The organism is Paraburkholderia tropica (assembly GCF_914484835.1).
GTDB classification, from domain to species: Bacteria; Pseudomonadota; Gammaproteobacteria; order Burkholderiales; family Burkholderiaceae; genus Paraburkholderia; species Paraburkholderia tropica_A.
Window position 1 is genome coordinate 58,330 of the sequence record NZ_CAJZAR010000065.1, and the last position, 26,773, is coordinate 85,102.

General features: G+C 63.3%; 15 protein-coding genes. 9 read left to right on the plus strand and 6 right to left on the minus strand.

All coding sequences use genetic code 11. From position 1 onward, the window contains the following. From LDO54_RS23750 to LDO54_RS23765, 4 genes are all read right to left on the minus strand, one after another. Window positions 1–10,083, minus strand: coding sequence for a non-ribosomal peptide synthetase/type I polyketide synthase (locus LDO54_RS23750; RefSeq protein ID WP_224013120.1), 10,083 nt, complete (start codon window positions 10,081–10,083; stop codon window positions 1–3). Between the two features lie 96 nt (window positions 10,084–10,179). Further along, entirely contained in the window at window positions 10,180–10,368 is a 189-nt protein-coding gene (locus LDO54_RS23755; protein WP_224013121.1) for a hypothetical protein, read from the minus strand. A gap of 7 nt (window positions 10,369–10,375) precedes the next feature. Then, window positions 10,376–11,515, minus strand: a complete 1,140-nt coding sequence (locus LDO54_RS23760; RefSeq protein WP_224013122.1) for an acyltransferase family protein — start codon at window positions 11,513–11,515, stop codon at window positions 10,376–10,378. A gap of 153 nt (window positions 11,516–11,668) precedes the next feature. Next, window positions 11,669–12,637 carry a 4'-phosphopantetheinyl transferase family protein gene (locus LDO54_RS23765; RefSeq protein ID WP_224013123.1) on the minus strand — a complete coding sequence of 323 codons (969 nt, stop codon included), beginning with the start codon at window positions 12,635–12,637 and terminating at the stop codon, window positions 11,669–11,671. 314 nt (window positions 12,638–12,951) lie between these two features. Between LDO54_RS23765 and LDO54_RS23770 the strand changes: the two genes are divergently transcribed. From LDO54_RS23770 to LDO54_RS23785, 4 genes are all read left to right on the plus strand, one after another. After that, window positions 12,952–13,890 (plus strand): glycosyltransferase family 2 protein, encoded by a 939-nt coding sequence (locus LDO54_RS23770; RefSeq protein WP_224013124.1) that lies wholly within the window; start codon window positions 12,952–12,954, stop codon window positions 13,888–13,890. 274 nt (window positions 13,891–14,164) lie between these two features. Continuing rightward, the gene (locus LDO54_RS23775; RefSeq protein WP_224013125.1) at window positions 14,165–15,985 is read left to right on the plus strand and encodes an HAD-IIIC family phosphatase; all 1,821 of its coding nucleotides are present in this window, start codon (window positions 14,165–14,167) and stop codon (window positions 15,983–15,985) included. A gap of 483 nt (window positions 15,986–16,468) precedes the next feature. Continuing rightward, window positions 16,469–17,452 (plus strand): cupin-like domain-containing protein, encoded by a 984-nt coding sequence (locus tag LDO54_RS23780; protein WP_224013126.1) that lies wholly within the window; start codon window positions 16,469–16,471, stop codon window positions 17,450–17,452. Between the two features lie 84 nt (window positions 17,453–17,536). Beyond that, window positions 17,537–18,421 (plus strand): cupin-like domain-containing protein, encoded by an 885-nt coding sequence (locus LDO54_RS23785; RefSeq protein WP_224013127.1) that lies wholly within the window; start codon window positions 17,537–17,539, stop codon window positions 18,419–18,421. Between the two features lie 179 nt (window positions 18,422–18,600). Here LDO54_RS23785 and LDO54_RS23790 read toward each other — a convergent pair whose 3' ends face one another. After that, entirely contained in the window at window positions 18,601–19,773 is a 1,173-nt protein-coding gene (locus tag LDO54_RS23790; RefSeq protein ID WP_224013128.1) for an acyltransferase family protein, read from the minus strand. A 598-nt stretch (window positions 19,774–20,371) separates the two neighbouring features. Between LDO54_RS23790 and LDO54_RS23795 the strand changes: the two genes are divergently transcribed. From LDO54_RS23795 to LDO54_RS23810, 4 genes are all read left to right on the plus strand, one after another. Further along, the gene (locus LDO54_RS23795) at window positions 20,372–20,662 is read left to right on the plus strand and encodes a co-chaperone GroES (protein ID WP_027816722.1); all 291 of its coding nucleotides are present in this window, start codon (window positions 20,372–20,374) and stop codon (window positions 20,660–20,662) included. Between the two features lie 44 nt (window positions 20,663–20,706). Continuing rightward, window positions 20,707–22,347, plus strand: a complete 1,641-nt coding sequence (gene groL, locus LDO54_RS23800; protein ID WP_224013129.1) for a chaperonin GroEL — start codon at window positions 20,707–20,709, stop codon at window positions 22,345–22,347. 519 nt (window positions 22,348–22,866) lie between these two features. Then, entirely contained in the window at window positions 22,867–23,688 is an 822-nt protein-coding gene (locus tag LDO54_RS23805) for a glycosyltransferase family 9 protein (protein ID WP_224013130.1), read from the plus strand. Window positions 23,689–23,699: 11 nt separating this feature from the next. Continuing rightward, complete coding sequence (locus LDO54_RS23810) at window positions 23,700–24,953, plus strand: O-antigen ligase family protein (protein ID WP_224013134.1); 1,254 nt, start codon at window positions 23,700–23,702, stop codon at window positions 24,951–24,953. A 123-nt stretch (window positions 24,954–25,076) separates the two neighbouring features. On the opposite strand, the gene LDO54_RS23815 is transcribed toward LDO54_RS23810, so the two are convergent. Beyond that, entirely contained in the window at window positions 25,077–25,913 is an 837-nt protein-coding gene (locus LDO54_RS23815; protein ID WP_224013131.1) for a hydroxymethylpyrimidine/phosphomethylpyrimidine kinase, read from the minus strand. A gap of 366 nt (window positions 25,914–26,279) precedes the next feature. Between LDO54_RS23815 and LDO54_RS23820 the strand changes: the two genes are divergently transcribed. Then, window positions 26,280–26,450, plus strand: coding sequence for a rubredoxin (locus LDO54_RS23820; protein ID WP_008342674.1), 171 nt, complete (start codon window positions 26,280–26,282; stop codon window positions 26,448–26,450). Window positions 26,451–26,773 lie beyond the last annotated feature (323 nt).

A 26,773-nucleotide genomic window follows, 5' to 3' on the forward strand; every position in this document is an offset into this window, starting at 1 on the left:
TTACATGCCTCCTGCGTTGCGACGCTTGAAGTTGAGGATCGAGGGGCGCGCGACCGCGGCCGCTTCGGCGACTTCCTCGACCTGCGCGCCATCGAGACTCGCCGCCAGTTGCGCGATCGAGACGTTCTTCATCAGCTGACGCGCATCCACGCCCAGACCGCGCTCGTTCATGCGGGCGACGATGCGGAACAATTGCAGGCTGTCCGCGCCGAGGCTGAAGAACGGCTGGTCGATGCCGATCTGCTGCACGCCGAGCACGTCCGACCAGATCGAGACGAGCGCGGCTTGCGTGGGCGTCAGCGCGGCGGGTTCGCTCGCGGCGGGCGCTTCGGCGAGCGCTTCTGCGTGTGTGTCGGCGCTTTCAGCTTCGACGGGCGCGGCAGTCTGCGGCACGGCCTTCAGCGTCGCATGAGCCGCATGCGCGTGGCGTGCGGGCGCGGCCACCATGTCGGCGGTCGGCACCGGCAGCGCCTTGCGGTCGAGCTTGCCGTTCTGCGTCTGCGGCAGCGCGGCGAGCGTCATCCACAGCGTCGGGACCATGTAGGTCGGCAATTCGAGCGCCACGTAAGCGGCGATTTCGCCGAGATCCGCCTTGCCGTCCTGCGTCTCGACGACGTAGCCCACGAGACGCGGATGACCGTTGACCTCATGCAGCGCGACCGCCGCCGCCGCGACGCCCGGCGCTTTGCGCAGCGCCGCTTCGATGTCCTCGATCTCGATGCGGAAGCCACGCAGCTTGATCTGCTGATCGCGGCGGCCCAGATGCTGGAGCGAGCCGTCGGCGAGGCGCTTCGCGAGATCGCCGGTGCGATAGAGACGCGCGGGCGCGCCGCCTTCGATCGCGACCGTGCGGAACGCGGCATCGGTGAGGTCGGGGCGGTTGAAGTAACCCGTCGCGAGCCCGTCGCCGCCAATCCACAGTTCGCCGGTGACGCCTTCGGGCGCGAGACGCAGATCGTCGGTCAGCACGTGCAGCTGCGTGTTCGCGAGCGGCGCGCCGAGGATCACGGGGCCGTTGGCATCGACGCGCGCGGCGGCGGACCAGATCGTCGTTTCAGTCGGGCCGTAGAGGTTCCAGACTTCGGCGCCCGTGGCGAGCAGCGCGTCGGCGAGATCGCGCGGCAGCGGTTCGCCGCCGCACAGGATCTTGAAGCCTTGCGGCGCCTTGAAGCCCGCTTCGAGCAGCATGCGCCAGAGCGACGGCGTGGCCTGCAGCATCGTGGACGCCTGCGCCTTCATCCGCGAAACCAGCTCGTAACCGGTGCGCACTTCCGCGTGTCCGGCGACGAACACCTGGCCGCCGGTCACGAGCGGCAGGAACAGTTCGAGGCCCGAAATATCGAACGAGAACGTGGTCACGGCGACGATGCGGTCCTGCGCCGTGAAGCCCGGCTCCTGCGCCATCGAGAGCAGGAAGTTGCTGAGCGCGCGATGCGGAATTTCCACGCCCTTCGGCTGGCCCGTGGAACCCGACGTGAAGATCACGTAGGCCGCATCGGCGTCCTGCACGCGGGGCAGGGCCACGCTCTTGTCGTCGTGTTGCGCGAGCAGCGCTTCGAGTTCGAGCACGCGATGGTCGCCCGGCTCCAGCACGGCGCGGCTGCCTTCGTCGCTGAGCACGGCGGCGATGCCCGCGCCGTCGAGAATCTGACGCAGGCGCGCGGCCGGCATCGTCATGTCGAGCGGCACGTAGGCGCAGCCCGCGCGCCACACGCCGATCATCGCGGCCACGGTCATGGCCGTACGTTCCATCGCGATGGCGACGCGTCCGTGCGGCGCGATGCCCGATGCCGCGAGGCCGCGTGCGATCTGATCGGCGCGCGCGTCGAGTTCGCTGTAGCTGAGGCTCGCGACTTCGTCGGCGACGGCGACGGCTTCCGGCGTCTTGTGCGCTTGCGCGGCGATCAGCGCGGGCGTGGTCTGCGTGAGATCGTAGTCGCGCTGCGAGGCGTTCAACTCGTCGCGCAGATGGCGGATCTCGACGTCGCCGAGCAGCGGCAGCGCGGCGACCGGCGTGTCGGCGTTGGCGGCGATCGCGCCCAGCAGCGTTTCGTAGTAACCGAGCCAGCGCTGGATCGTCGATTCGTCGTAGACGTCGGTGTTGAAGTCGCAATCGAGCCGCAGACCTTGCGCCGATTCGATCACGTTCAGGAACAGATCGAAGTTGCTATAGGCCTTCGCGTTCGGCGCGAAGCGCGTGCTCACGCCCGCCATGTCGAGCTGCGAATCGACCTTCTCCAGATTGAATTGCAGATCGGTCAGCGGCAGGCGGCTGAAGTCGCGCTTGATGCCGAGGTCGCGCACCAGCGCGCCATACGTGTAGTTCTGGCGATCGCCCGCATCGTAGAGATGATCGCGCACGGCCTTCATGTGCGTGGCGAACGACTGTGCGCCGTCGAACTTCACGCGCAGCGGCAGGAAGTTCACGCAGTGACCGGCCAGCAGCGCTTCACCGGCTTGCGACTGGCCCGCCATCGGCGCGGCGATCACCACGTCGTCGCGGCCCGCGAGGCGGCCGAACAGCACTTGCGCGCCGCCGAACAGCGCGGCGAACAGCGAGCAGCCTTGCTTCGACGCGGCGGTCTTGAGTTGCTTGAGCAGATCGGCGTTCAAGAGACGCGTGGTCGATGCGCCGTTGAAGCTTTTCACTTCGGGACGCACGCGGTCGCCGGGCAGGTCGAGTTGCGGCGCGCCCTCGCGATGCAGGTTCATCCAGAAGTCGCGCGTGTCCTTGTCGACGCCCGCTTCGTCCTGCGCTTTCGCGAAGGCGAGGAAGCTCTGCACGTCGTCGAGTTCGGCGGGCGTGCCCGAGACATCGGCGGCGTAGAGCGCCTGCAGATCGCGCAGGATGATGTTGATCGACCAGCCGTCGCAGATGATGTGATGCGCGGTGAACACGAAGGCCCACTTGTTCGCTTCGAGACGCACGAGCGCGGCGCGGGCCAGCGGCGCGCGCGTGAGGTCGAAGACTTCGCGCGCTTCGGCGTCGACGAGCGCGGCGAGTTGCGCGTGCGCGTCGGCTTGCGTCGAGAGATCGATGTGTTCGAGCGGCACGCGGGCGGCCGGGTCGGCGAACATCGTATCGCCGACGCGCGAGAAGTGCGCGCGCAAGGCGTCGTGACGCGCGACCGTCGCCGCGAAGGCGCGTTCGAAGGCGGCTTCGTTCAGATCGCCATTCAGCTCCAGCGTGAACGATTCGTTGAACGCGAGCGAAGCCTCATGGCTTTGCTGCGCCGACATCCAGATTTCCTTTTGCGGCTCGGTCAGCGGCGCTTGCGTGGGCGCTGCCGTTGCCGCTGCGGGAATCGCAGCGGGCGTGTCGACCGGCTGCGCCGTGCCGCCGAGAATGCCCGCCGATTGCAGCGCGGCGATGGCTTCGACAAAGGCGTCACCGATCTTGCGGATGTCTTCGTCGGAATGGCTCGTGGTCAGGAAGCAGGGGAAGCCTTCCATGATGTGCACGCCGAGGAAGCGCATATACGCGTAGAACAGGCTGCCCAGGCGATCCTCGCTCGCGAAGCTGATGTAGAACCAGCTTGAGAACGTCTCCGCGCGCGACGCGATGCCCACTTTCTCCAGATGCGTGTTGATGCGCTGCACGAGGCCGTCCATGCGCGCGCCGAGCGTTTCTTGCAGCGCGGGTCCGGCGGCCTTCAGATGCAGCAGCACGGCCTTCATCGCGGCCAGCACGACCGGATGGCGCACGAACGTGCCGGCGAAGAAAGTCGGCGGCACTTCGGGCACCGACGCATCGCCGAATTGCCATTGGCCGCCGTCGAGCGCATCCATGTATTGCGCGGTGCCCGCGAGCACGCCCACCGGCAGACCGCCGCCCACGACCTTGCCGTAGGTCGCCATGTCGCCCTTGATGCCCCAGTAGCCTTGCATGCCCGCCGGGTGCACGCGGAAGCCCGTCACCACTTCGTCGACGATCAGCGCCGATTCGTTCGCGGCGGTCACGTCACGCAGCTGCTGCACGAATTCCTTCGGACGCAGATTCGGATGGCGCGACTGCACCGGCTCGATCAGCACGGCGGCGATGTCGTCGATGTTGGCCTTGATCCATTCCAGGCTTTCGCTGCGCGCGTAGGGCAGCACGACCATGTTGCCGACCGAGCTGTTCGGGATGCCGGGGGCGAGCGGGAACGCGCGCGGCACGCCCGCTTCGCTGCCGGGTTTCACCAGCACTTCGTCGAACTGGCCGTGATAGTCGCCGTCGAAGCAGACCACCTTGTCCTTGCCCGTCACGGTGCGCGCGAGGCGCATCGCGGCCATCACGGCTTCCGAGCCGGTGTTGCAGAACGTGACGCGCTCGTGGCCCGTCATGTCGGCGAACATCTGCGCGACTTCGCCCGCGAGCGGCGACTGCGGCCCGATCGCGAAGCCTTCGGCCATCTGCGCGTTCACGGCGTCCACGACGAAGTCGGGCGTGTGGCCGAACGCGGTCTGGCCGTAGCCGTTCACGAGGTCGATGTATTCGTTGCCGTCGACGTCCCAGATCTTCGAGCCCTTCGAGCGTTGCGCGACGATCGGATAGACGAGTTCCTTCCACTCTTCGCGGAAGCCGCTCGCGGTGCGCGGGTCGGCGAGCACGGCGCGGTACGACTGCGTGCGCGACTTCGACGTGGCCGTTTTGGCCGAGTAGCGCGTGGCGAGATCGGCGATGAAGGCGCTTTGCACGTCGGTCATTTGCGCCGAAGTCGTCGCGCCGGGCTTGTAGGCGGTGAAGCGCGTCGGGCGGTTTTCCTCGAACTTGATTTCGGGGCCGGCGTGCGCGGCGGCGGCGGGTGCTGCTGCGGGTGCGGCGATCGGTGCGGATGCTGCAACCGGCGCGGGCGCTGCGATCGCCGCAACGGGCGCGACTGTCGCGACAGGTTGCGCAGCCACGACGGGCACGCCTTGGAGCACTTCGAGCTGACGCGTCATCAGCGATTGCATGGCGGCGATCTGGTCGCGGATCACCGATTGCACGTCGCCCGTGACGGGCAGCGCGGTGACGGCGGTCACGGCGGTGACGCCAGGCGCGGCGCTTACCTGAGCAGCAACCGGTGTAGCGACAGGCGCAACAGCAACCGGCGCGGCAACCGCAACCGCTTCAACCGGCGCGGGCGCGGCCACCGGTTCCGGGTCGGGCGGCAGCGCGCCGTCGAGGAACTGCGCGAGCGCGGGCAGCGTCGGATAGTCGCTCATGATCTGGCGGAAGCTGATCGTCACGTCGTAGCGGCGGCGCAGCTGGCGCGAGACCTGACCCATGAACAGCGAGTCGTAGCCGAGATCCCAGAACGTCACATTCGGATCGGAGGTGTCCGGCGCCTCGCCCGACATTTCGGTGAGGAGCGACGCCAGTTCGGCGACGAGACGCGGCTTGCGGTCGATTTGAGCGGTTTGGGCCATGGCGGTCTGAGGATGGTCGGTAATCGCGTTGGTGGAAGCGGGCGCGGCAATCGCCGCGGCTTGCGTCGCTGTTTGTGTTGTTGTCTGCGTAGTTGTCTGTGTTGTTGTTTCTGTCGCGGCTTGTGTCTGAGTCGGACGGGACGCCGCCGATGCGGGCGCGTCGACCCAGTGCCGTTCGGGTTCGAACGGATACGTCGGCAGCGCGACGCGGCGGGCGTCGGCGCTGTGCAGTGCGCGCCAGTCCGGCGTCACGCCGTTGAGCCAGAGCCGTCCGGTCGCTTCGGCGAGCACGCTCAGTTCGCGCTCGCGCTGCGCGAAATCGGGCAGCGAAGCGATCGCCGCCTGATAGCGGTCTTTCGTCAGCCCTTGCGTGGCGAAGGTCGCGAGCGTGCGGCCCGGGCCGATTTCGAGCAGCAGCGGCTTGCCCTGCGCGGTGACCGTCGCGAGCGCATCGGCGAAACGCACCACGTCGCGGCAATGGCTCGCCCAGTAGCGGCCCGACACCGGACGGTCGGACGCCGCCCACTGGCCCGTCACCGAGGACACATACGGAATCTTCGGCGGCGAGAACGTGAGGCGGTCCGCGACCTTGGCGAGTTCTTCCACCACGCCGGACATCATGCGCGAGTGGAACGCGTGCGACGTGTGCAGTCGACGATGCTCGATATCGCGCGCCTTCAGCGTCGCTTCGAACGCCTCGATGGCGGCGAACGGACCGGCCACGACGCTCAGCGTCGGCGCGTTGATGGCGGCGAGATCGACGTCCTCGGGCAGCGTCGCGCGCAGGTCGGCTTCGGGCAGGCGCACGACCAGCATCGCGCCCGGTTCGGCCGACTGCATCAGCGCGCCGCGTTGCGCGATCAGGCGCAGCGCGTCCTCGAATTCGATCGCTTCGGCCACGCAGGCCGCAACGAGTTCGCCGACGCTATGGCCGATCATCGCCGCCGGTACGATGCCGCGCGAGATCCACAATTGCGCGAGCGCGTACTCGGTGAGGAACAGCGCGGGCTGCGCGTAGATCGTCGAGCGGATCGGATGCGGGGTGTCGTCGCCTTCGGGCACATCGCTGAGCAGCATCGTGCGGATATCGAGCCCGAGATGCGGCGCCAACGCTTCCGCGCCCTTGTCGATCCACTCGCGATACACCGGCTCGCTGCGATAGAGCGCCGCGCCCATGCCCGGATACTGCGCGCCCTGGCCGGGGAACATGAAGACCACGGCGGGCGCGGCTTGCGGCGCCTGTGCTTCGAGCGCGCCTTTGTGCAGCTTCGCCTGCGCCTGTTCGAGACTGTCGGCGACGATCACCGCGCGATGCGCGAACGCGCGGCGGCCCGTTTGCAGCGTCGCGGCCACGTCGGCCAGTGCGACTTGCTCATGCGCCGCCGCGAGCGGCTTGGCGAGATAAGTGGCGAGATTCGCTTTCGCGCGTTCGAGCGCGGGCGCGCTGCGGGCCGAGATCGGCAGAAGTTGCGGCGTCTGTGGCGTCTGCGGATTCTGCTGTGAGGCGTCCACGCGTTCGCGCGCAGGCGCTTCTTCGAGCAGCACGTGCACGTTCGTGCCGCCCACGCCGAACGAACTCACGCCCGCGCGGCGCGGCGTCGGGCCATCGGCCCATGCGCGCGCGGTGGTGTTGAAGTAGAACGGGCTGCGCGCCGCATCGATGCCCGGATTCGGCGACTGGAAATGCGACAGCGGCGGCAGCGTGCGGTCGCGCAGCGCGAGCGACGCCGCGATCAGGCCGGTGACGCCCGCCGCCGCGTCGAGGTGGCCGACGTTGGCCTTCGCCGAGCCGAGCGCGCAGAACTGGCCGCCTTCGACGCCGCCCAGACGGAACGCCTGCACGAGCCCCGCGAATTCGATCGGATCGCCGAGCGGCGTGGCCGTGCCGTGCGCCTCGATGTAGCCGATGGTGGCCGGATCGATGCCCGCCTCGGCATGCGCGATGGCGATGGCGCGCGCCTGCGCGTCGACGCTCGGCGCGGTGAAGCCGACCTTGTCCGAGCCGTCGTTGTTCATGCCGACGCCGCGAATCACGGCGCTGATCGGATCGTTGTCGGCGAGCGCGTCTTCGAGCCGCTTGAGCAGCACCACGCCCGCGCCGCTGCCGAACACCGTGCCTTGCGCGTGGGCGTCGAACGGACGGCACACGCCGTCGGCCGCGCCCATGCCGCCTTCCTGGTAGAAGTAGCCGCGCTTCTGCGGGAAGGTGATCGACACGCCGCCGGCGAGCGCCATGTCACAGCGTCCCGCGCGCAGATTTTCGACGGCGAGGACGATGGCCGTGAGCGAGGTCGAGCAGGCCGTCTGCACCGAAATCGCCGGACCCTTGAGGCCGAGCTTGTAAGCCGTGCGCGTGGCGACGAAATCGCCCGCGCCGACCAGCTTCTGATACTCGCCGATCTGGAACTGGCTCGTGAATTCGTCGATCACGCTGCGGTCGGAGAGCACGTGCTTGAGGAAGTACGTGTTCATCGACGTGCCCGCGAACACGCCGACCGCGCCCGCGATGGCGGCGGGATCGTAGCCCGCATCCTCGAACGCTTCCCACGCGATTTCGAGGAACAGGCGCTGTTGCGGATCGGTCAGCGCGGCCTCGCGCGCGAGCATGCCGAAGAAGCCCGCGTCGAAGCGATCGACATCGGGCAGGATCGGCCGCGCCTTCACATAGCTCGGGTCGCGGCGCATCGCGTCGTCGAAACTGTCTTCGAGTTCCGACACGTCGAAATGCGTGACGCAGTCGCGGCCCGCGAGCAGATTGGCCCACAGTTCGGCGACGTTGCGCGCGCCCGGAAAGCGCCCGGCCATGCCGATCACGGCGATGGCGCCGCTCGTCTGCGCGCGGCGCGCTTCGAGCTTGCCGCCTTGCGTCGCGCCGAGCGTGGCGCGCGAATGCGCGGCCAGCGCATCGACGTTCGGATGGCGGAACAGATCGACGAGTGCGAGACCCTGCGTGACGTCGCGCGCGATGATCGCGTGCGCGCGCATCAGATCGAGCGAGCGCAGACCGAGGTCGAAGAAGTTCGCGCGGCGCTCGACGGGCTTGCCGAGCAGGCCTTCGAATACGGCGGCGAGTTGGTCGGCGATGTCGTGCTCTTGCGTCTGATTTTGCGTTTGCTTGCTTGCCGACGGTGCAGCGGGCACGTCCAGTTCCGCGAGCAGCGCCTTGCGATTGATCTTGCCGTTCGGCGTGAGCGGGAAGTCGGGCAGCACGCGCAACTCGGTCGGCACCATGTAATCGGGCAGGGCCGCTTTCAGATGCGTGCGCAGCGCGTCGAGAAACGCCGACGCGGAAGCGGCGTCGGCTTTCACGAAGCCCGCGATGGCCTTGCCGTTGCGCCCTTCGAATGCGGCCACGGCCGCATCGGCGACGCCCGGCGCGACGCGCAGCGCATGCTCGATTTCGTCGAGTTCGATACGCTTGCCCGCGATCTTGATCTGCCGGTCGTTGCGGCCGAGGAAATCGATCGCGCCGTCCGCGCGGCGGCGCACGAGGTCGCCGGTGCGATAGAGCTTCGCGCCTGGCGTGAAGACGTCGTCGACGAATTTTTCCGCGCTCAGATCGGGCCGGTTCAGGTAGCCAAGCGCGACGCCGTCGCCGCCCACCACGAGTTCGCCCACTTCGCCATCGGCGACCGGTGCGAGCTTTTCGTCGACGATATGCGCCTGCGTGCCGGCAATCGCGTGGCCGATTGGAATCGCGTCGCCGTTAGCGAGCGCTTCGTCGCGCGCAATGCGATAGCAGCACGAAAACGTGGTGTTTTCGGTCGGACCGTAGCCGTTGATGACTTGCAGGCCGGCGTGCGCGTCCATCACCTTGCGCACGTGCAGCGGCGAGAGCACGTCGCCGCCCGTGAGCACTTCCTGAAGCGGCGCGAACGCGTCGAGCCGGTAATCGGCGAGCGCGTTGAAGAGGCCCGCCGTGAACCATGCGCTGGTCGCGCCGAGCCGCGCGATGTCGGCGGCGATGGCGTCGAGCGAAGGCTGCACCTCGTTGACGATGGCCGCGCAGCCGCCGTTGAGCAGCGGGCCCCAGATCTCCAGCGTGCTCGCGTCGAAGGCGAGCGGTGCGAGATTCAGGAAGCGCGTGTCCGGCGTGAGCGCGGTGAACGTCTGGCCTTGCACGAGCCGCAGGATCGCGCGATGCGGCACGATCACGCCTTTCGGCTTGCCGGTCGAGCCCGACGTATACATGATGTAGGCCGCGTCGTCGCGGCCACTGTCATGCAGCGCTGCCGGTTCGGCGTTTTTCTCCGCCGCCACGAGATCCGCGATATCGATCAGGATGCCGTAGGATTCGCTGGCGTTGGCGAGCGTGGCGGCGTCGGCGATCACGAGCGCGGGCGCGCAATCGGCCACGATGAAATCGAGCTGCGCGCGCGGGTAGGCCGGATCGAGCGGCACGTAGACCGCGCCCACGCGCAGGATCGCGAGAATCAGCGCCAGCGTGTCGCGCCCGCGCGGCACCATGATTGCGCAGCGCTCGCCGGGTGCGAGTCCGCGTTCGAGCAGCGCGGTGGCCAGCCTGGCCGAGCGTTCGCCGAGTTCGGCGTAACGTTCCTCGCCTGTTGCGTCGATGGCGGCAAGGCGGTCGCCGAACTCCGCGCGTATTGCCTCGAAACGCGCCACGACACCTCGTCCCGTATCCGGGCTGCCTTGAAGGCCGCCGGATAGTGCATCGCGATGTGACATTTGCCGGTCTCCCAATATCTTTGATCGGCCATCGGAAAATCATTGGATCGTCGATTCGTCACCGTTTGCGCGATGCCCCGTTGCACCTCGGTGAGTTCACGACAGGAAGAAAACCCCGTTACCGCCTGACTTATCCGCGCCCAGCGCCTTTCCCAGCAACCATTTGCGGGCGAGAAATATTCTGTAAGTCAAATTTAATTTTGCGGGAGGGAACTGTCCGTTCGCCTTCGCACACAGGGGCGCGGCGTGCGCGCCACGCAACAGCGCGCCCATGCCGCCGTTCATGAGGGGCTCACGCGGCGCCCACCTGGCGCGCGGCGGCCTGGCGTTGTGCGGACGCGCGGCGCAGCACCGCGATGGCGGGCCGCTCGACCAGCAGATGGAACACATAGGCCACGGCCAGCGCGATGAAAAAGCAGGCGAAGGCCCAGAGAATGCTGACCTGGCGCGTCGAATTGAGCAGCCAGTAGAACAGCGCGATGCAGACCGGCATATGCACGATGTAGAGCGAATAGCTGAATGCGCCGACCTTTTCGAACATACGCATCGCGAGCGTGCCGCGCGGGCGCGCATGCAGCAGGGCGTCGAGGCAGGGCGTGAACGCGAGCGCCCAGGGCAGGCACCAGAGAATGCGTCCGTGGCCCATCGACAGACGGTCGCCGATCACGAGCAGGAGCGGCGTCGCGAACAGCAGCCAGCCGCGCGCGAGCCGCTGGCCGCGCACTTGACGCTCGGCGAGCCACGCGCCGAGATACCACGACGACCAATAGGTCGTGAAGATCAGCACGCCGTGCCGGTCGAGCAATACGAACGATACGGCGGCGAGCGCCATCAGGGCCATGAGCGTGCGATTGGGGCCGAGCCTTCGGTGCGCGGCAAACAGCAGCGGATAGAGCAGATAGAACTGGACTTCGAGGGACAGCGTCCAGAGTGCGGTGTTCGAGCCGTAAGTCGGCGCGGCGATGCCCTGCAAGGCCAGCAGATTCGCGACGAAGGTCCACAGGCTGCCGTCGCCGAGCTGGGTGTCGCGTGGGTGGAACTGGAGGCTGAAGTTGTCGAGCGCCCAGGTCAGCAGCAGCGCGCAGAACAGCACCGGATAGATGCGCACGAAACGCCGCCACAGAAAGTCATGCGCATCGAGCGGGTATTGCGGATTGCGCGCGAGACGCGCCGCATGACTGCGGTGAATGCAATAGCCGCTGATGACGAAGAAGATCGGCACGCCAATCGGTCCCCATACGAACGGAATCGTCAGGTAGGCGAGTACCGTATCGAGCGAGAACCTGGGGTGGGGCCCTGACGCGTAGGCGCGTATGCCGATCCATGCAATCAGCCGGCAATGGAATATCGCGACTGCGATCGCGGCGATACCTCGCATCGCCTCGATCACGCGCGTTTGATCGGCGTCTTCGCCAGTGATGGCAGGGCTCATTGCTAGCCTCCCCTCGCGTGTACCGCGCGAAGGGGTTCGCGTCATGCCACGCTGCTGATCCGGGTGCGGAGATTGAAGCAAGGCGCCGCCGAAGCCTCTGTGCGCCGGCAAACACATTTCAGGCACATGCCGCGCTCGCGCGGCGCAATTTCATCAGGAATTCATGAACACGAGCGACCAGTCGGCGTGGCGGGCGGCGACGGCACCCGCAGAATCGGGGCGATCCTGCATCCCATTTTGAAGGGTTTGAATGCGCCAATGCGCGGCTTCGTGCGCATCGCCGCCGACGCAACACGGCGTGGTGTCGCCGCGCACGGCAAGATCGAATTCGAAATGATCGGGCGGCAGGATGAAGCCCGTGCCGAGCGCTTTCAAACACGCTTCCTTGCGCGCCCAGGTTTCGAAGAACACGGCTTGCCGCTGCGCCTCGGGCAAGGTGGCGAATTGCGCGCGCTCGCGCGTGGAGAACACTTCGACCGGCATGCTTTCTTCAACCGGCCTCACGATCTCCACATCGATGCCGACCTCGATACCGTTCGAGACCGCGAGCGCCGCCGTGTTGTCGCTGTGACTGAGATTGAAGCAGAGCGTCCAGTGCGCGGGCTGACTCGTGCAAAAGGGCTTGCCTTCCGTGCCGTAATCGAGCGAGACCGCGTGCGGCGCGAGGCCGAGATAGGCACCGAGCAGACGGCGCAGTTCACCGCGTCCGGCTACGAAGCGGCGACGATGCAGATCGAAACGAAATTTGCCGGCGCGTTCGCGTTCCTGTTCGGACAGCGTTTGCCAATAGCCGTCGATTTCCGCATCGGACACATCGAGATTCCAGCGCCAGATATGAACGTCTTGCGTGGCGGGCGGCGTGAGCAGGAAGGCGGTCATTGAAAGCAGATGTTTCGCTGGCAGTAAGCGGAATGATTGTAAGGCGCGGTTAGATTTCTGCCGACTGGTTTTGCCCCGGTATTGTTGGCCACCCCACGGAACGGGGACGGATGGCGACTTACGATCGTCCACAGCATAACGCACGTGGCGCTGCGGGGAAAACTCCGCTCCGTGTGTATGACTGCCATCGTCGATTCGCTCTGTTCGTGCGAGGGCGATCCGATCTGCGATCTGTATGCGCAAGTTTGCCGCGGCTTGAAGACGCGAATGACGTATGCCACCGATGCCACGCGTGGCGCGCGTTCGTCCGTTTGTCTATTCGCCGGCTTTGAATCGGAGGAATCGGTTCTGGAGTATTGACCAGGACCGGGGACTCGCTCGGCCCGAGAAAACGATTTGACTGATTCCACTATTTGAGTCGTTGAGCGAATCGTAAAGATTATCGTTATTCGTCAGTAGGCCAGTGTCATTCATCGCCCGCCGGTAAGGCCGCTGGGATGGGCTCTTCTTTGCTCTTCGTGTGAGGGATTTTTCGAAATTTTGACCCGAGGTGTGGGATGCGGCGTGAGTGTGTACCTGGTTACAACGTGAGTGTGATAATTCCACACTACAACAGCGTCGATTTGCTATGGATGGCGATCGAGTCGATCTCCACCCAGACCGTGGTTCCGTTGGAAATCATCGTTGTCGACGACGCGTCGGGCATGGCGTTCGAATTGCCGAGCCATTGCGGCGACGACATCGCCCTGCACCTGATTCGCGAGACCGAGAATCGCGGCGCCGCGTGGTGCCGCAATCGCGGTATCGAAGCGGCGAACGGCGAACTGATCGCCTTTCTGGACGCCGACGACCGCTGGCTGCCGAACAAACTCGAGCGCTGTATCGCAGCCTTCGGCGCGAGACCGTCGGACAACGAAACGAAGGTGCTGTTCAGCAATGTCGTGCTGACTGATGGAAGCCATCGCATGCTGGGCAATCCCGCTCCGTACGACGGCCAGTCCATGCTCGATTTCATTTTGCTGGAGCGCGGCTATATTCAGACGTCTTCGATCATGATGTGGCGGCATCAGTATCCGCTCATCAGTTTCGACGCCACCTTGCGCCGCCATCAGGATTGGGATTTCGCGATCAATGCCGAGATGGCGGGCTGTGCGTTTATTTATCTGCACGATGCGCTGGTCGAATATTCATTGCGCGGCCGCGCCGACAAGATTTCGCGCGCGCCCAGTTCCGAACCCAGCATGGTTTTTCTCGGGAAATACAACAAGCTGATGACGAAATGGCATGTCTCGTCGTTTGTCTTCGACGTGCTGATCTACAAGAATATGAATCTGATTTTGCGACTCGATTTCGTCGGACGAATCATGTCGGGTGAAATTGCAATTCCGGGCAAGGGTAGGGTGCCGTTGTTCGCGCGGCTCGTGATCGGCCGTGGCGGCGTGAATCTGCTCAAGCAGCTGCGCAGAAGAATTCAAATCAGAAATTACCCTGTTTGATCGATTTGTCCCCCGCGCATCGGGCGCTCGGGCGGGACGGGCTTGTGTCTGTCGGCGCACAGATACCCCGTTGCCGCTCTGCTCTAATCGCTGAGCACACACGGATAGCGTTCGGACGACGAGTGCCGCATGCAGCACTCCTCCGCAAAAACAGACGCGCGGCTTTTGTCGCGACCGGTGTGACTGCGCGTGCTGCGTAACGCTTCGAATCGAGGGGGTCTGAATGCGCCAATTGTTCCGCGATGTCTTTTACTCCTCCTTCGCCGATCGACAGGTGAAATTGCCGCTTGCGCCGACGTCGCTCGCGATCGATTCGCGCAAGCTCAATATCTTGCTGCTGGGTACGTGCGGCGTCGAAACGCTCGCCAAGCGCAGCGCGAATATCGGGCACACCATGCGGCATATTCTGATGGGATCGGAGCGTCACGCGTCCGTGCCGGAACCGGCGCCGACCGACGACGTGGCCGTCGTGAATCTGACGCTAAGGCATATTCTCAGCGAGGCTGCGAACACGCCCGAGCCCGCCGTCGACATGTTGTTCGCACGGCTCCAGTCCGACGACGACGCGCGCGCGCTGCTCGACAGCGCCGGTGCGTTCATCGCGCTGAAGGTCGGGCAGATCGCCGCGAAGATCACCACGGTGCCGATTCTGTTCATGTCGTTCTTCGAGCCGAGTTTCAATTACCTCGGCGATCTGATCGATCAATCGGCGATGACGTCTCCGGCTTATCTGGTTCGCGAACTCAATCGTCTGTTGTTCGATGCGGTGCGCAAAACCGGCAACGGCTACTTTCTTGAAGTCAACGAGATTCTGAATTTCGTCGGCCGCCGACATTTGCAGGACGACGTGCTGCTGAGCAGTTCGCACGCTTCGTTCATCAACGACTGGGATTTCAAGCTCGACGCCAGCCGTTTGAACGCGCCGAAAGCGCTCACCAATCTGGTCACGTATGAGGTGGCCTCGCGCGAATATACGCTCGCGCTGCTGGCGCGCGTGGAGGCGATCGTCAAGATCGCTGCGCAGCGCAATCCGGTGAAGCTGATCATCGTCGATCTGGACGATACGCTGTGGCGCGGCGTGGCGGCGGAAGGCGAGGGGCTGAGTCACGCGCAGCGTATCGAAGGCTGGCCGATCGGTCTCGTGGAAGCGCTGCTGTATTACAAGCGGCGCGGCGGCCTGCTCGCGATTTGCAGCAAGAACGATGCGGCGCCCACCATCGAGCGCTTCAATGCGATCTGGCGTGGCGCGATTGCGCTCGACGATTTCGCGAGCGTGCGTATCAACTGGCAGCCGAAGTCGCAGAATATTCGCGAGATCATGAAGGAAGTGAATCTGCTGCCCGGCAACTGCGTGTTTATCGACGACAACGACCGCGAATTGTCCGAAGTGAAAGCGGCGATTCCCGAGATTCGCTGCCTCGGCGGCAATCACTACGATTGGCGGCGCATTATTTTGCGGTCGGCGGAAACGCAGGTGCCGGTCGTGACCGAGGAGTCGGCGCGGCGCACGGAACTCGTGCGCGCGATTTCACAGCGCGAGGCCAGTGTCGATGTCGAAAGCGGCGCGTCGCGCGAGGAATGGCTCGCTTCGTTGCAGCTTCGGCAGTCGCTCTTTCTGATCAAGACGCCGAAATCGAAATACTTCGAACGCGCTTTCGAGTTGATCAACAAGACGAATCAGTTCAATACCACGGGCAAGCGCTGGGAGAAGTCGGAGTTCGAGAAGTTCATCAGCAAGGGCGGCTATTGCATCGTTTCGTCGTTGCGCGACAAGCTGATCGACAACGGCATCATCTCCGTGTGTTTGATCAAGTGCGAAAGCATCGTGCAGGTGGTGCTGTCGTGCCGCGTGTTTGGTCTGGGCGCGGAGCTGGTGGTCGGCGCGGTGGCCACGCGTCTCGCGCTCAAGTCGCAGCCGCAGATACACGCGGAACTGGTGGACACGGGCAAGAACGCGACGTGTCATGACTACTTCGAGCGCATCGGCTTCTCGCAGACGAAGACCGGCCTCTATGCCAGCGCGGCGAACGCATTGCCTGCGTATATCCAGATCGAGAATCTGGGCGCGTCCGACTTTCCGCCGGTGCAGATTTAGGCTGGCGCGGCAGGTCCTTCATCTGGCGCGAGCGGATCGCGGCTGCACCCACGGGACATAGAACAACAAGACGTGGGTCACGCGCATGCTCGCGGCTATTCAAGCCGCTACAGCGGGCAGATTCAGCACACGTGTACGCGTGTTGCCTCGCATTCCATTTTCCGGCCATTCATTCCTTGCTCATCGCCAGATGCCGAGCGGTGCCTGCGCGCCTGACGAATACCTGTCGTCTGGCGAGGCGATGAATTTAATCCTTTCAAATTGCCATTTTCATTCGTTGCTTTTTTATTTGCTTTACCCGACTTTTACCTGAATGTGCGCTTACGAACAGAAAGCATGTGTGTGGCCGGTGTTTAATAACACTATGGTAAATGCGGGAAATTCCGGGTAAGCAGCGGAAGGCGGGTGTTCGTCAGCGCACATCTGACGGGTAGGGGCGATTGTAGCCTGAAGGCAAATCTTCCCCTTCCCGTGAGGTCTGCCATGTCTACGCCTGGCGATGCCGTTACGTGGGCTTTCGAGCCACAGTTTCCCGCAGACAATAATGTTCTTCAAGCTTGTAAGCCTGAATTCAAGAATAATTTCAACTGTAAGCCTTTCAAATTCAATCACACGTTACACCAATGCGGTTTATTTGAAATTCCAAGAATTGCTGAAGTCGCTGAAAGGATGATGAAAAGAAATGGCGACTTCTGTGCAATCAATTTGAAGCAGGGTTCGGTCGGCAGCAAATTCAGCGACATGCCGAACGAGGGCCGGTTGAAAGACGCATTTGACGAAGTGGGCGAGAGCGCTACGTGGATCAAGCTCACGCAAGCCCAGTACTACGATCCCGAGTACGAGAGGGTGCTGGATCAGGTGACCGAGGAGCTCGAAGACTTGTCGGGTTTTCCTCTGCGCAAGGACATGACGTGGCGGACGATGACCTTGATCGTCGCTTCGCCGAAGATCGCAACGCCATTTCATATCGATCATGAGACCAACTTTCTTTTTCAGATCCAGGGCTCGAAAGACGTATGCCTCTTCCCCGCGAGCGATCGTGAGCTGGTTCCCGATCAGGAAATCGAACGCTATTACAGCGGCAATTTCGAAGCCGCGCATTATCGGCAGGAGTTGCAGGATCGCGGCACCATTTTCCGGCTTGCTCCGGGTGAGGTGGTGCACCACCCGTCGCTGGCGCCGCATTGGGTGAGGAACGACAACAACGTGTCGGTGAGCATCAGCATCAGCTATTGCATGAAGTCGCTCGAGCGTTGCGCCAGGGTGTATCAGGCCAATTACATTCTGCGCAAGTTTGGATTGAAGCCGCTGTCACCGGGGCTTTCTCCGATGCGGGACAAGCTGAAGCGCATGCTCATGTCGACGCTGGAACACCGCAATCCGAAGACCTTTGCGGAAGTCGTACACGAACCGTTGAACCGGTTCAGATCGCCGCTGAACGCAGCGCGGCGGATCGTGAAGCGCTGACAAAAAATCAGGCTCGGCCGCTTGGCCGGGCTCGGCGCAATAAAGGGCTTTTCTGCGATTACTTTATGTTCGTGGGGAAAATTCATGTTGATCAACGACGCTCCCGTCCTGACCCGTTCGCTTTGGCACACCGTCGATCCGCTCGCCGAGTGTCGCGAGCAACTTCATAAGACGGCGTTCGCGGCGCGCCATCCGCTCGCCGGTCATCCGCTGTTTTCCATCGAGGCGCTCACGAAGGTGGCCGAGGCGGCCTGCAAGCGCAAGGACGATGTGTATGTCGACGCCGGCGACCTCTCGCTGGCCGACAAGTGGGGCAGCACGCCTAAGCCCGATATGACGATTCCCGAAATCATCGACCGGATCGAAACGGCGGGCGCGTGGCTCGTGATGAAGCACGTCGAAGAAAATCCCGCGTATAAAGCGTTGCTCAACGAATATGAAGCGTTCGTGCGCGAGGTGGCCGGACCCGAAGGCTCGAAGCTGTTGAGCAATGCGGAGATGCTGGTGTTCATCACCTCGCCGCATCGCAAGACGCCTTTTCATTTCGATGCGGAAATCAATTTCCTCGTGCAGATTCAGGGATCGAAAGATCTTTGGGTTTGCGATCCGCTGGATCGCAGCGTCACCACGGAAGAAGAACTCGAACAATACTATTACGGCGCGATCAATGCCGGGACTTACAAACCGCACGCCGAGAAAGTCGCGCAGCAATTCACGCTGCATCCCGGCGATGCCGTGCATATTCCCACGCACGGTGCGCACTGGGTGCAGAACCACGACAACGTGTCCATTTCGCTCAGCCTCAACATGGAATTTCCGCAGCGTTATGGCGACGCGTACCGCGCCAATCACTATCTGCGCATGCTGGGTTTGAAGCCGCGGCCGCCGGGCGCATCGGAATGGCTGGATCGTTCGAAGGCCGCGACCGTGTATGGTCTGCGGCAGGTGAAGTCGCTGCTCAAGCGATAGGCGGCGCGCCATTCGAGCCGACTTTCGCGCGCGAGAAGATCACGGCGCGAAAGCGGCAAGCAGAAAGCGGAAAGCGGAAAGCGAAAATCAGGACAGTGTCATTGACCGGCGCAATGACGATTTGCGCACGGCGTAAAGCGCGAAAAGAAAATGGGCTTCTGCGGAAAGAACAACCGGGATCAGTTCGGCCGCGCGACGGCCTGTATCGCGGTACCGCTTCTGCGCGCCAGCGATTGTTCGAGAAATGCCCGGACTGGACGATCGATGAAGCGCTCAACGAGGTAAGCAGCGACTAGCGTTGCAGTGATCGCGATAAGGGCGGCATGCATAGGGTGTCCGCTGCGGGACATGGCAAAAACCAGTCTGCCGATCGGGAAGTGAAGCAGATAGATCGGGTACGACAGTCGGCCAAGAAGGCTGGCCGCGTAACCGGACAGCTTTGATGAGAGGTCGAGTTCCGCTCCGCGCCAAACGAGCACCGGAGCGATCGCGAAAACAATAAAGAATGGATAAATTCCCTTCATGAGATAAGGAAACGCGCAGACGGCAGCAAATAACGTATAGAGCACCACGTCAGAGGGAATCAATTTTCGGAAAACGACGAGCGCAGCTGGCTGGCTGTTGCGAAAGTGCAGTCGATAAATGAGTATGCCCGTCGCAAATCCATACACGACTCTGCTAAATCCGCCGAGGAAATTCGATGTGGCCCAGCCCAGTCCGAATTGAAGCGCAAAACGACCGGCGTTGACTTCCAGCAGCACGGCGATGATCAGGGTGGTGAGCGCGCCCCATATCGCAATGGTGATCAACTTCTTTTCGCTGGCCCGGATAAATAGCACGAACAAGCCGCTTGCCACGATTTCAAAGAACAGCGACCACGCGGGATCGTTGATGGGAAAAATTGCGCCTATCGACGCCGAGCCGGGGTCCGGATGGCCCGCTATGCCCATATTGTTGATCGCTCTGTCGCCCAGATACGGAATCATCAACAGATTGGATGCCGTCGCCGATATCAGACCCGGGTACGAGAAGTTGGCGAGAGCCACGTTGTTGATCAAGACGAGCGTCGGAATGCCAATGAGCGACGAGATGAAAAGCATCGGATAAAGGCGTATCAGGCGCTTGACGAGATAGCGCGAGTTGCTTATCGAATGGTTGGCGAGCTTTTCCCCGTAAGCGTGGAAAATGACGAAGCCGCTCAGAATGAAAAAGAGATCGACGCAAATACTCCCGTTCGGGAAGAGCGGCGACGGCCCGTGCATCGTGAAGTGGTACGCCATGACCATCATCGCGGCGATGCCTCTCAGCCCGTCGAGGACGTCATAGCGAGATCGGGTTGCTCTATTCGTCATTGGGCTTGTAATTGGCGTGGGGGCAGGCGAGACGGTGTACTGGCCAACATGCTGCGTGATTTCCGTGGCGGACTCCGTGGGGTGGGGCACCAAGTGCGTGGCCCTGACTGACAATCCGGCCGTCGGTTCGAGTAGGCGAGCGCGCTTGTCTCATTGACTGACGGGCTGGCAAATAGGGTGGAATCGGCGCCGTCGCCGCGCTGGGTGGGGATTCCCCTGGGCGAAAAAGAAATCCGGTCGGCAGGGGCGCGACGCCCGGAAAAGGCGGTTTTCGAGTGCCTGCGAGGTGGTGCGAGCGGTCAGGGGTCAGAGCGCGCCGCGCCGCGCAGGTCTTTGTTTTTACGGGACTAATCCGTCTTCAGCGGCGTGTGGAATCGCCCCGCCGATCTGCCCGTCCTGTCCGAACGGCTCAGGAAAAGGGCTGAATTTCGACACCTGCGCCCCCCTTCTTGAATTTGTCACTACCCGTCCATATAATTAGCACTCACCGCATGAGAGTGCTAACAACGCTCGGTGTACACATATCTCTGGCTGGCACCTTCGCCAACCAGGTTTTCTTGAGTCTCTTCAAGTCCCAATCAAGAGAGAGGATCTATCCATGAACCTTCGTCCTTTGCATGATCGCGTGATCGTCAAGCGCCTGGATCAAGAAACCAAGACCGCTTCGGGCATCGTGATCCCGGACGCAGCGGCAGAAAAGCCGGATCAAGGTGAAGTCCTGGCCACGGGCCCGGGCAAGCGCGACGATAAAGGCTCCCTGATCGCACTCGACGTCAAGGTCGGCGATCGCGTCCTGTTCGGCAAGTACGCTGGCCAGACCGTCAAGGTCGATGGCAACGAACTGCTCGTGATGCGCGAAGAAGACATCATGGCCGTGGTGCAGAAGTAATTTTCGCCCACCGCTCATTCATCAAGAATTCAAGGAGTTAGAAGATGGCAGCTAAAGACGTCGTGTTCGGCGATTCCGCCCGTTCCAAGATGGTTGAAGGCGTGAACATTCTCGCCAACGCAGTGAAGGTCACGCTGGGTCCGAAGGGCCGCAACGTCGTCCTCGAGCGCTCGTTCGGCGGCCCGACGGTCACCAAGGACGGTGTCTCGGTCGCGAAGGAAATCGAGCTGAAGGACAAGCTCCAGAACATGGGCGCGCAAATGGTCAAGGAAGTGGCTTCCAAGACCAGCGACAACGCAGGCGACGGCACGACGACGGCAACCGTCCTCGCGCAATCGATCGTCCGCGAAGGCATGAAGTACGTCGCGTCGGGCATGAACCCGATGGACCTGAAGCGCGGCATCGACAAGGCTGTTGCAGCCGCCATCGAAGAACTGCGCAAGCTGAGCAAGCCCTGCACGACCAACAAGGAAATCGCGCAAGTCGGCTCGATCTCGGCGAACAGCGATTCGTCGATCGGCGACCGTATCGCTGAAGCGATGGACAAGGTCGGCAAGGAAGGCGTCATCACCGTCGAAGACGGCAAGTCGCTGCAAGACGAACTCGAAGTCGTCGAAGGTATGCAGTTCGACCGCGGCTACCTGTCGCCGTACTTCATCAACAACCCGGACAAGCAAGTTGCCGTTCTCGACAACCCGTTCGTCCTGTTGTTCGACAAGAAGATCTCGAACATCCGCGATCTGCTGCCGATCCTGGAACAAGTCGCGAAGGCTGGCCGTCCGCTGCTGATCATCGCTGAAGACGTCGAAGGCGAAGCTCTGGCAACGCTGGTCGTCAACAACATCCGTGGCATCCTGAAGACCGTCGCTGTCAAGGCTCCGGGCTTCGGCGACCGCCGCAAGGCCATGCTGGAAGACATCGCGATCCTGACCGGCGGTCAAGTCGTCGCGGAAGAAACCGGCCTGACGCTCGAAAAGGCAACGCTGAACGAACTCGGTCAAGCGAAGCGTATCGAAGTGGGCAAGGAAAACACGACGATCATCGACGGTGCAGGCGAAGCCGCAAGCATCGAAGCGCGCGTCAAGCAAATCCGCACGCAGATCGAAGAAGCGACGTCGGACTACGACCGTGAAAAGCTGCAAGAGCGCGTTGCCAAGCTGGCAGGCGGCGTGGCAGTGATCAAGGTCGGCGCTGCGACCGAAGTCGAAATGAAGGAAAAGAAGGCACGCGTGGAAGACGCGCTGCACGCAACCCGCGCTGCCGTTGAAGAAGGCATCGTCCCGGGCGGCGGCGTTGCGCTGATCCGTGCTCGCGTTGCTGTGACGGGCCTGAAGGGCGTCAACGCCGATCAGGACGCAGGCATCAAGATCGTGCTGCGCGCGATGGAAGAGCCGCTGCGCCAGATCGTCACGAACGGCGGCGAAGAAGCGTCGGTCGTCGTGGCAGCGGTTGCTCAAGGTTCGGGCAACTACGGCTACAACGCAGCGACGGGCGAGTACGTCGACATGGTCGAAGCCGGTGTGGTCGACCCGACGAAGGTCACGCGCACGGCGCTGCAGAACGCAGCTTCGGTCGCCGGCCTGCTCCTGACGACGGACGCAGCAGTGGTCGAAGTCGCGAAGGAAGATGCACCGATGCCCGGCGGCATGCCCGGCGGCATGGGCGGCATGGGCATGGACATGTAATATCGGCTCACGCCGCGATTACATTGAAGTGCAGGAGGGCGCATCGAAAGATGGGCTCTCCGCCCAAAAGAAAACCCGCAGCGATGCGGGTTTTTTTTCGTCCGGGTTTTCGTCGATTTTTTTGTCCGATTTTTCGTCGGATGCGTGCAACTCCACCCGGCGTGTGAACGCGACGACTCGCGCCGGATGGTGGTGATGCCGCGGCTGCCCGTATTTATTGGGGTTCGAGCGAACATGCGTGGGGCTTGCTCGGGACGCTATACTCTCGCCAGTTCCCGCTTTTGGCCGAAGCAGCGGAAGAAATATATGAGTAGCGGATCCCGGCTCGGGATCGATCGTTGGTCGCCACGCACGATGACGGCACGTTATCGCAATGTCGGTCGCGGGAGGCGCTGAGAAGCCCCGTCCCGATGCGGCAACGGCGGCTTCCGATGGCATTTCACATCATCAATGAAAATTCAGACGAATAGCAGCGTCGCGGTCGTATTGCCACCGCCGATCGGTGACAGCCTCATTGGCATGGTCCTGGTGAACAATCTGGTTCGCAATGGCTATCAGCCCGTTGTTTTCGGCTGGGTGGCAGAGCAGCTCGCCGCCTGGTTTCCTTACGTGCGGGTCGGGCGTGCCGCGGAACACGCCGGCGAGTTCGACACCGTGATCGAACTGCGGCCGACCGAGCAGGGGCCGACGCTCGCGCGCTCGGGCAAAACGCTGTGTCTCGCCGATCTGCCTGCCTACCACGGCCCCAGGCACCACATGGTGGACCGCATCGTCGACATCGCTTCCACGGTGTTCGAACTCAAGGATGTGACCCGCTCGAATGGCCTGACCTTGCCGCCCGGTGTGGTGCGCCGTGCCGCGGCGAGTCGCGTGGTGATTCATCCGACCGGCAGCCATCCCGAGAAAATGTGGAGCCGCGCGAAGTTTCTCGCGCTGGCGCGCTCGCTCGAACGTCTCGGCCTGAAGCCGAGCTTTCTCGTGGCGCCCAACGAATTCGACGCGTGGCGCGACGCGGTGGCCCAAGGTCACGAAGTCAATGCGCTCGCGCTCGGCGATGTCGCGAAGTGGATCGCGGAGTCGGACTGGTTCATCGGTAACGATTCGGGCCTCGGGCACCTTGCTTCGTCGATTGGTGTGCCGACGCTCACGCTGTTCATGCGTCGCGGTCTCGCGCGTTCGTGGCGTCCGGGCTGGGGTCCCGGCGAAATTGTGTTGCCCCTCAATGTCGTGCCTTCTGGCAAACTCAAGGAGCGGTTGTGGAAACAACTGCTTACCGTCAGACGTGTGATGTCGGTGTTCCAGACACTCCGAAATTCGAACTCGACAGTCCTGTCTCGCTGATTCTGAAAAACATGCGTTTCTCTCCTGTGGCTGCCTGGTCTGCAGCCTTGCTGCTTTTTCTTGCCCCCGCGGTCAACCTCGTCTGGCGCGGCGGCACGGGCTATTGCTTCTTTCTGCTGCTTGCCATGGCGCTTTATGCGGCCGTGCGCAATCGGCATGTGAGCGGATATTTTTCGCCACTGCGCGACTACCCGTGGTTCGTCGCGGGTATGTGCGGGCTGCTGCTCGCGAGCATCGTGCAGCAGGCCGTCTACGGCATGTGGAATCCACGCCAGTTCGACGCGTATTCGCGATTCGCGCTTGCCATTCCGATCTTCCTGATGCTGCGGCAAATGCCCGCGCGCTACTTCCGCTCGATAGGCTGGGGGTGCGCCGTCGGCGCGCTGGTGTTGGGCGGGCTCGCACTGCTGCAGCGGCCTGCCGGCGGCTGGACCGATGCGGACCGCCTGAACAACGACTACACCAACGCGATCCCTTACGGCGACACGGCGTTGCTGCTCGCGTTTCTTTCGGTCTTCACGATTGGTTGGGACGGCAAGTACCGCAAGTTGGCCACATGCCTGAAGTTGGCCGCGCTGATCGCTGGCGGGTTTTCGTCGTATTCGTCGGGTACGCGTGGCGGCTGGGTTGCGATTCCGGTTTTCGTGATCATGCTGGGCGTGCAGTACGGCTGGTTTGCCAATGCAAAGCGAGTTGCCGTCGCGGGCGCGATTGTCCTGGTCGTCGCGGGAGGGCTGGTCGCCACGCCCCGTATCGAACAGCGCATCCACGATTTCAGCGCGGATATCTCGCGGCTGACCAAGGGCGATCCGAATAGCTCGACCGGCATCCGCCTCGAGTTGTGGCGCGCATCGACGCATCTCTTTACCGAACATCCGGTTTATGGCGTCGGCAAAGGGCGGCTCGAAAGCTCGATGGAGCAGTTGTCGAAGCAGGGCTTCATGCCCGAACTCGTGGTGAACGAGCGCGCTCACAGCGACTTTTTCTCGACGCTGGCTGAGTCCGGCGCGGTGGGGATTGTCTGTCTGTTTGTCTTCTACTATGGCTCGACGGTGTACTTCTGGCGTCGACGGAAGTCGACCGATCCGTTCATCCGCACGGCCGCCTTTTCAGGCATGGCTGTCTCGGCCAGCACCATCGTTTTCGGATTGACGATCGATGTGCTCGTGCCGATCATGGTGACGGTCCTCGTCTCGTTGCTGAGCGCGACCTTCCTCGCGGCCATCGACGCTCGCGAGCGCGAGATCGCGAGCACGCCGCGCTGACGTAACTCGCCCGGGCGACTTCACTGCGCTCAAAAGAAAAAACCCGCAGCGATGCGGGTTTTTTTTCGTTCGGTGTTTGTGTCTCGCGCGGGGCCTCGGCGCGATACGGTGCGATACGACGCGTTACGCCTCGCCGTCCTCGTCCGGCGTCTCGGCGTCGTTGCTGCGCGCCCAGAAGAAGCGGTCGGGCACCCACGCGCCCATGCCCGGACGGAACGCGCCCTGCACGCTCTGATAGAGATATTCCTGTGCCTCGCGCACGGCCTCGGGCGGCTCCTGGCCGTTGGCGAGCAGGGCGGCGATGGCCGAGCCGAGCGTGTCGGTCACGCCCATCATCGGATTGTTCGAGCGGTCCCAGAAGTCCTGGCGCAGCTGGCCTTCTTCGCTGTAGAGCGTGTTGACCACGCGGTGCGAGCCGGTTTCCATCGCGAGGATGTATTCGCAGCCCGTGGCGAGCAGATGCGAGATCGCGGCGTCGATGCTCGGCGCTTCGGCGTCGCCGTCGGGTTGCGCGAGCGCGAGCAGCACCGAGACGTCGGCGACCAGCAGCGTGGTTTGCGGTACCAGCAGGTCGCCGACCGCTTCGCGCAATTCGTCGGCGGCGAGCACGTGTTCGTCGTCGAGCGTGAAGTCGGGGGCGAGCACGAGCGGCACCTCGTCGTAGTCGGCGACGACTTCGGCGATCGCGCTCACGACTTCCGCGCGCGTGCCGGCGCCGACCTTGAAGGCTGAAACGGGCATGTCCTCGAGCAGCATGCGCGCCTGGGTCGCGACGGTCTCGGGGTCGAGGCCGGTGACTTCGTCGCAGCCCGCGGAGTCGCGCACGGTGTAACCCGTCAACGCGGTGACACCGTGGCAGCCCATGCTGGCGAGCGTGAGCAGATCGGCTTGCAGGCCGCCGCCGCTGGTCGGATCGGAGAGGCCGAAGGTAAGGACGATGGGAGGGGTGTCGCTGGGCATGAACGTGACGAGAAAGGTTGGCTCGCTGCAAATGCAATGCGCTTGCGGTGATCGGCAGGTCGGCGGGCTTTCCGCCGACGTTTCCGCAGTCTCGTCAATTATGCCGCCTGGCGGCGCTCACGGGGGACGGATGATCGGTCTTGCGCCCGGAATTTCGCATCGCGGCCGTGTGCGTGGTCTGCGGCGGGTCCGCCGCAAGCAGGCAGCGCGCGCGGCGACACGGTTGCTAGGCATAAAAACGGCAACACGGTACCATCATGGCTCTTGTTTCCTGACAGTTTTCCCCAACCGCCTCCACCTCGCGCCCGCAGGGTCATCGACGGGTGCGGGCGCGCGGTATTTTGGACTTTTCGACGCGGCATAAGAATGGAATATAGAAGCTGGATGTGCCTGATCTGCGGCTGGATCTATGATGAAGAAGCCGGTTTGCCAGACGAAGGCATCGCGCCCGGCACGCGCTGGGAGGATGTGCCGATCAACTGGACGTGCCCCGAGTGCGGTGCCCGCAAGGAAGACTTCGAGATGGTCCAGATCTAAGGCATGGGCCGGGAGCGCCGCTTCCGGCTGGCTGAGGATCGGTAGAGAAGTCTGCTGTCAAAGCGGGCGCTGGCATTGTCGTTCGCGTCGCGGCCCGCTTGATCGCTTCGATTTCCTTCGCGCCGCATCGCGGTTTCGCGGACGCAGCGTGAAGGTCGCGAAGATCGCGAACGTCGCGCGCTTCGTCACGGATCACCCGCATCATCCGCATCAACGGCGGGCGGCGCGCAAATTGCTCAGCGAGGGCTCGTCCGCGGGCCGCCTGAGCGCAGTCGAGGCCGCCACGCCCCCGCGCCGCCTGACGAGCGGCCCGCTCGCGCCGC

Excerpts from the sequence above, each read along its gene's own strand:
- LDO54_RS23760 (WP_224013122.1), bottom strand. The coding sequence starts at position 11,515 with ATGAGCCCTGCCATCACTGGCGAAGACGCCGATCAAACGCGCGTGATC.
- LDO54_RS23790 (WP_224013128.1), bottom strand. The coding sequence starts at position 19,773 with ATGACGAATAGAGCAACCCGATCTCGCTATGACGTCCTCGACGGGCTG.
- LDO54_RS23815 (WP_224013131.1), bottom strand. The coding sequence starts at position 25,913 with ATGCCCAGCGACACCCCTCCCATCGTCCTTACCTTCGGCCTCTCCGAT.
- groL (WP_224013129.1), top strand. The coding sequence starts at position 20,707 with ATGGCAGCTAAAGACGTCGTGTTCGGCGATTCCGCCCGTTCCAAGATG.
- LDO54_RS23750 (WP_224013120.1), bottom strand. The coding sequence starts at position 10,083 with ATGTCACATCGCGATGCACTATCCGGCGGCCTTCAAGGCAGCCCGGAT.
- LDO54_RS23820 (WP_008342674.1), top strand. The coding sequence starts at position 26,280 with ATGGAATATAGAAGCTGGATGTGCCTGATCTGCGGCTGGATCTATGAT.
- LDO54_RS23805 (WP_224013130.1), top strand. The coding sequence starts at position 22,867 with ATGGTCCTGGTGAACAATCTGGTTCGCAATGGCTATCAGCCCGTTGTT.
- LDO54_RS23810 (WP_224013134.1), top strand. The coding sequence starts at position 23,700 with ATGCGTTTCTCTCCTGTGGCTGCCTGGTCTGCAGCCTTGCTGCTTTTT.
- LDO54_RS23780 (WP_224013126.1), top strand. The coding sequence starts at position 16,469 with ATGTCTACGCCTGGCGATGCCGTTACGTGGGCTTTCGAGCCACAGTTT.
- LDO54_RS23795 (WP_027816722.1), top strand. The coding sequence starts at position 20,372 with ATGAACCTTCGTCCTTTGCATGATCGCGTGATCGTCAAGCGCCTGGAT.
- LDO54_RS23755 (WP_224013121.1), bottom strand. The coding sequence starts at position 10,368 with ATGAACGGCGGCATGGGCGCGCTGTTGCGTGGCGCGCACGCCGCGCCC.
- LDO54_RS23785 (WP_224013127.1), top strand. The coding sequence starts at position 17,537 with ATGTTGATCAACGACGCTCCCGTCCTGACCCGTTCGCTTTGGCACACC.
- LDO54_RS23770 (WP_224013124.1), top strand. The coding sequence starts at position 12,952 with ATGCGGCGTGAGTGTGTACCTGGTTACAACGTGAGTGTGATAATTCCA.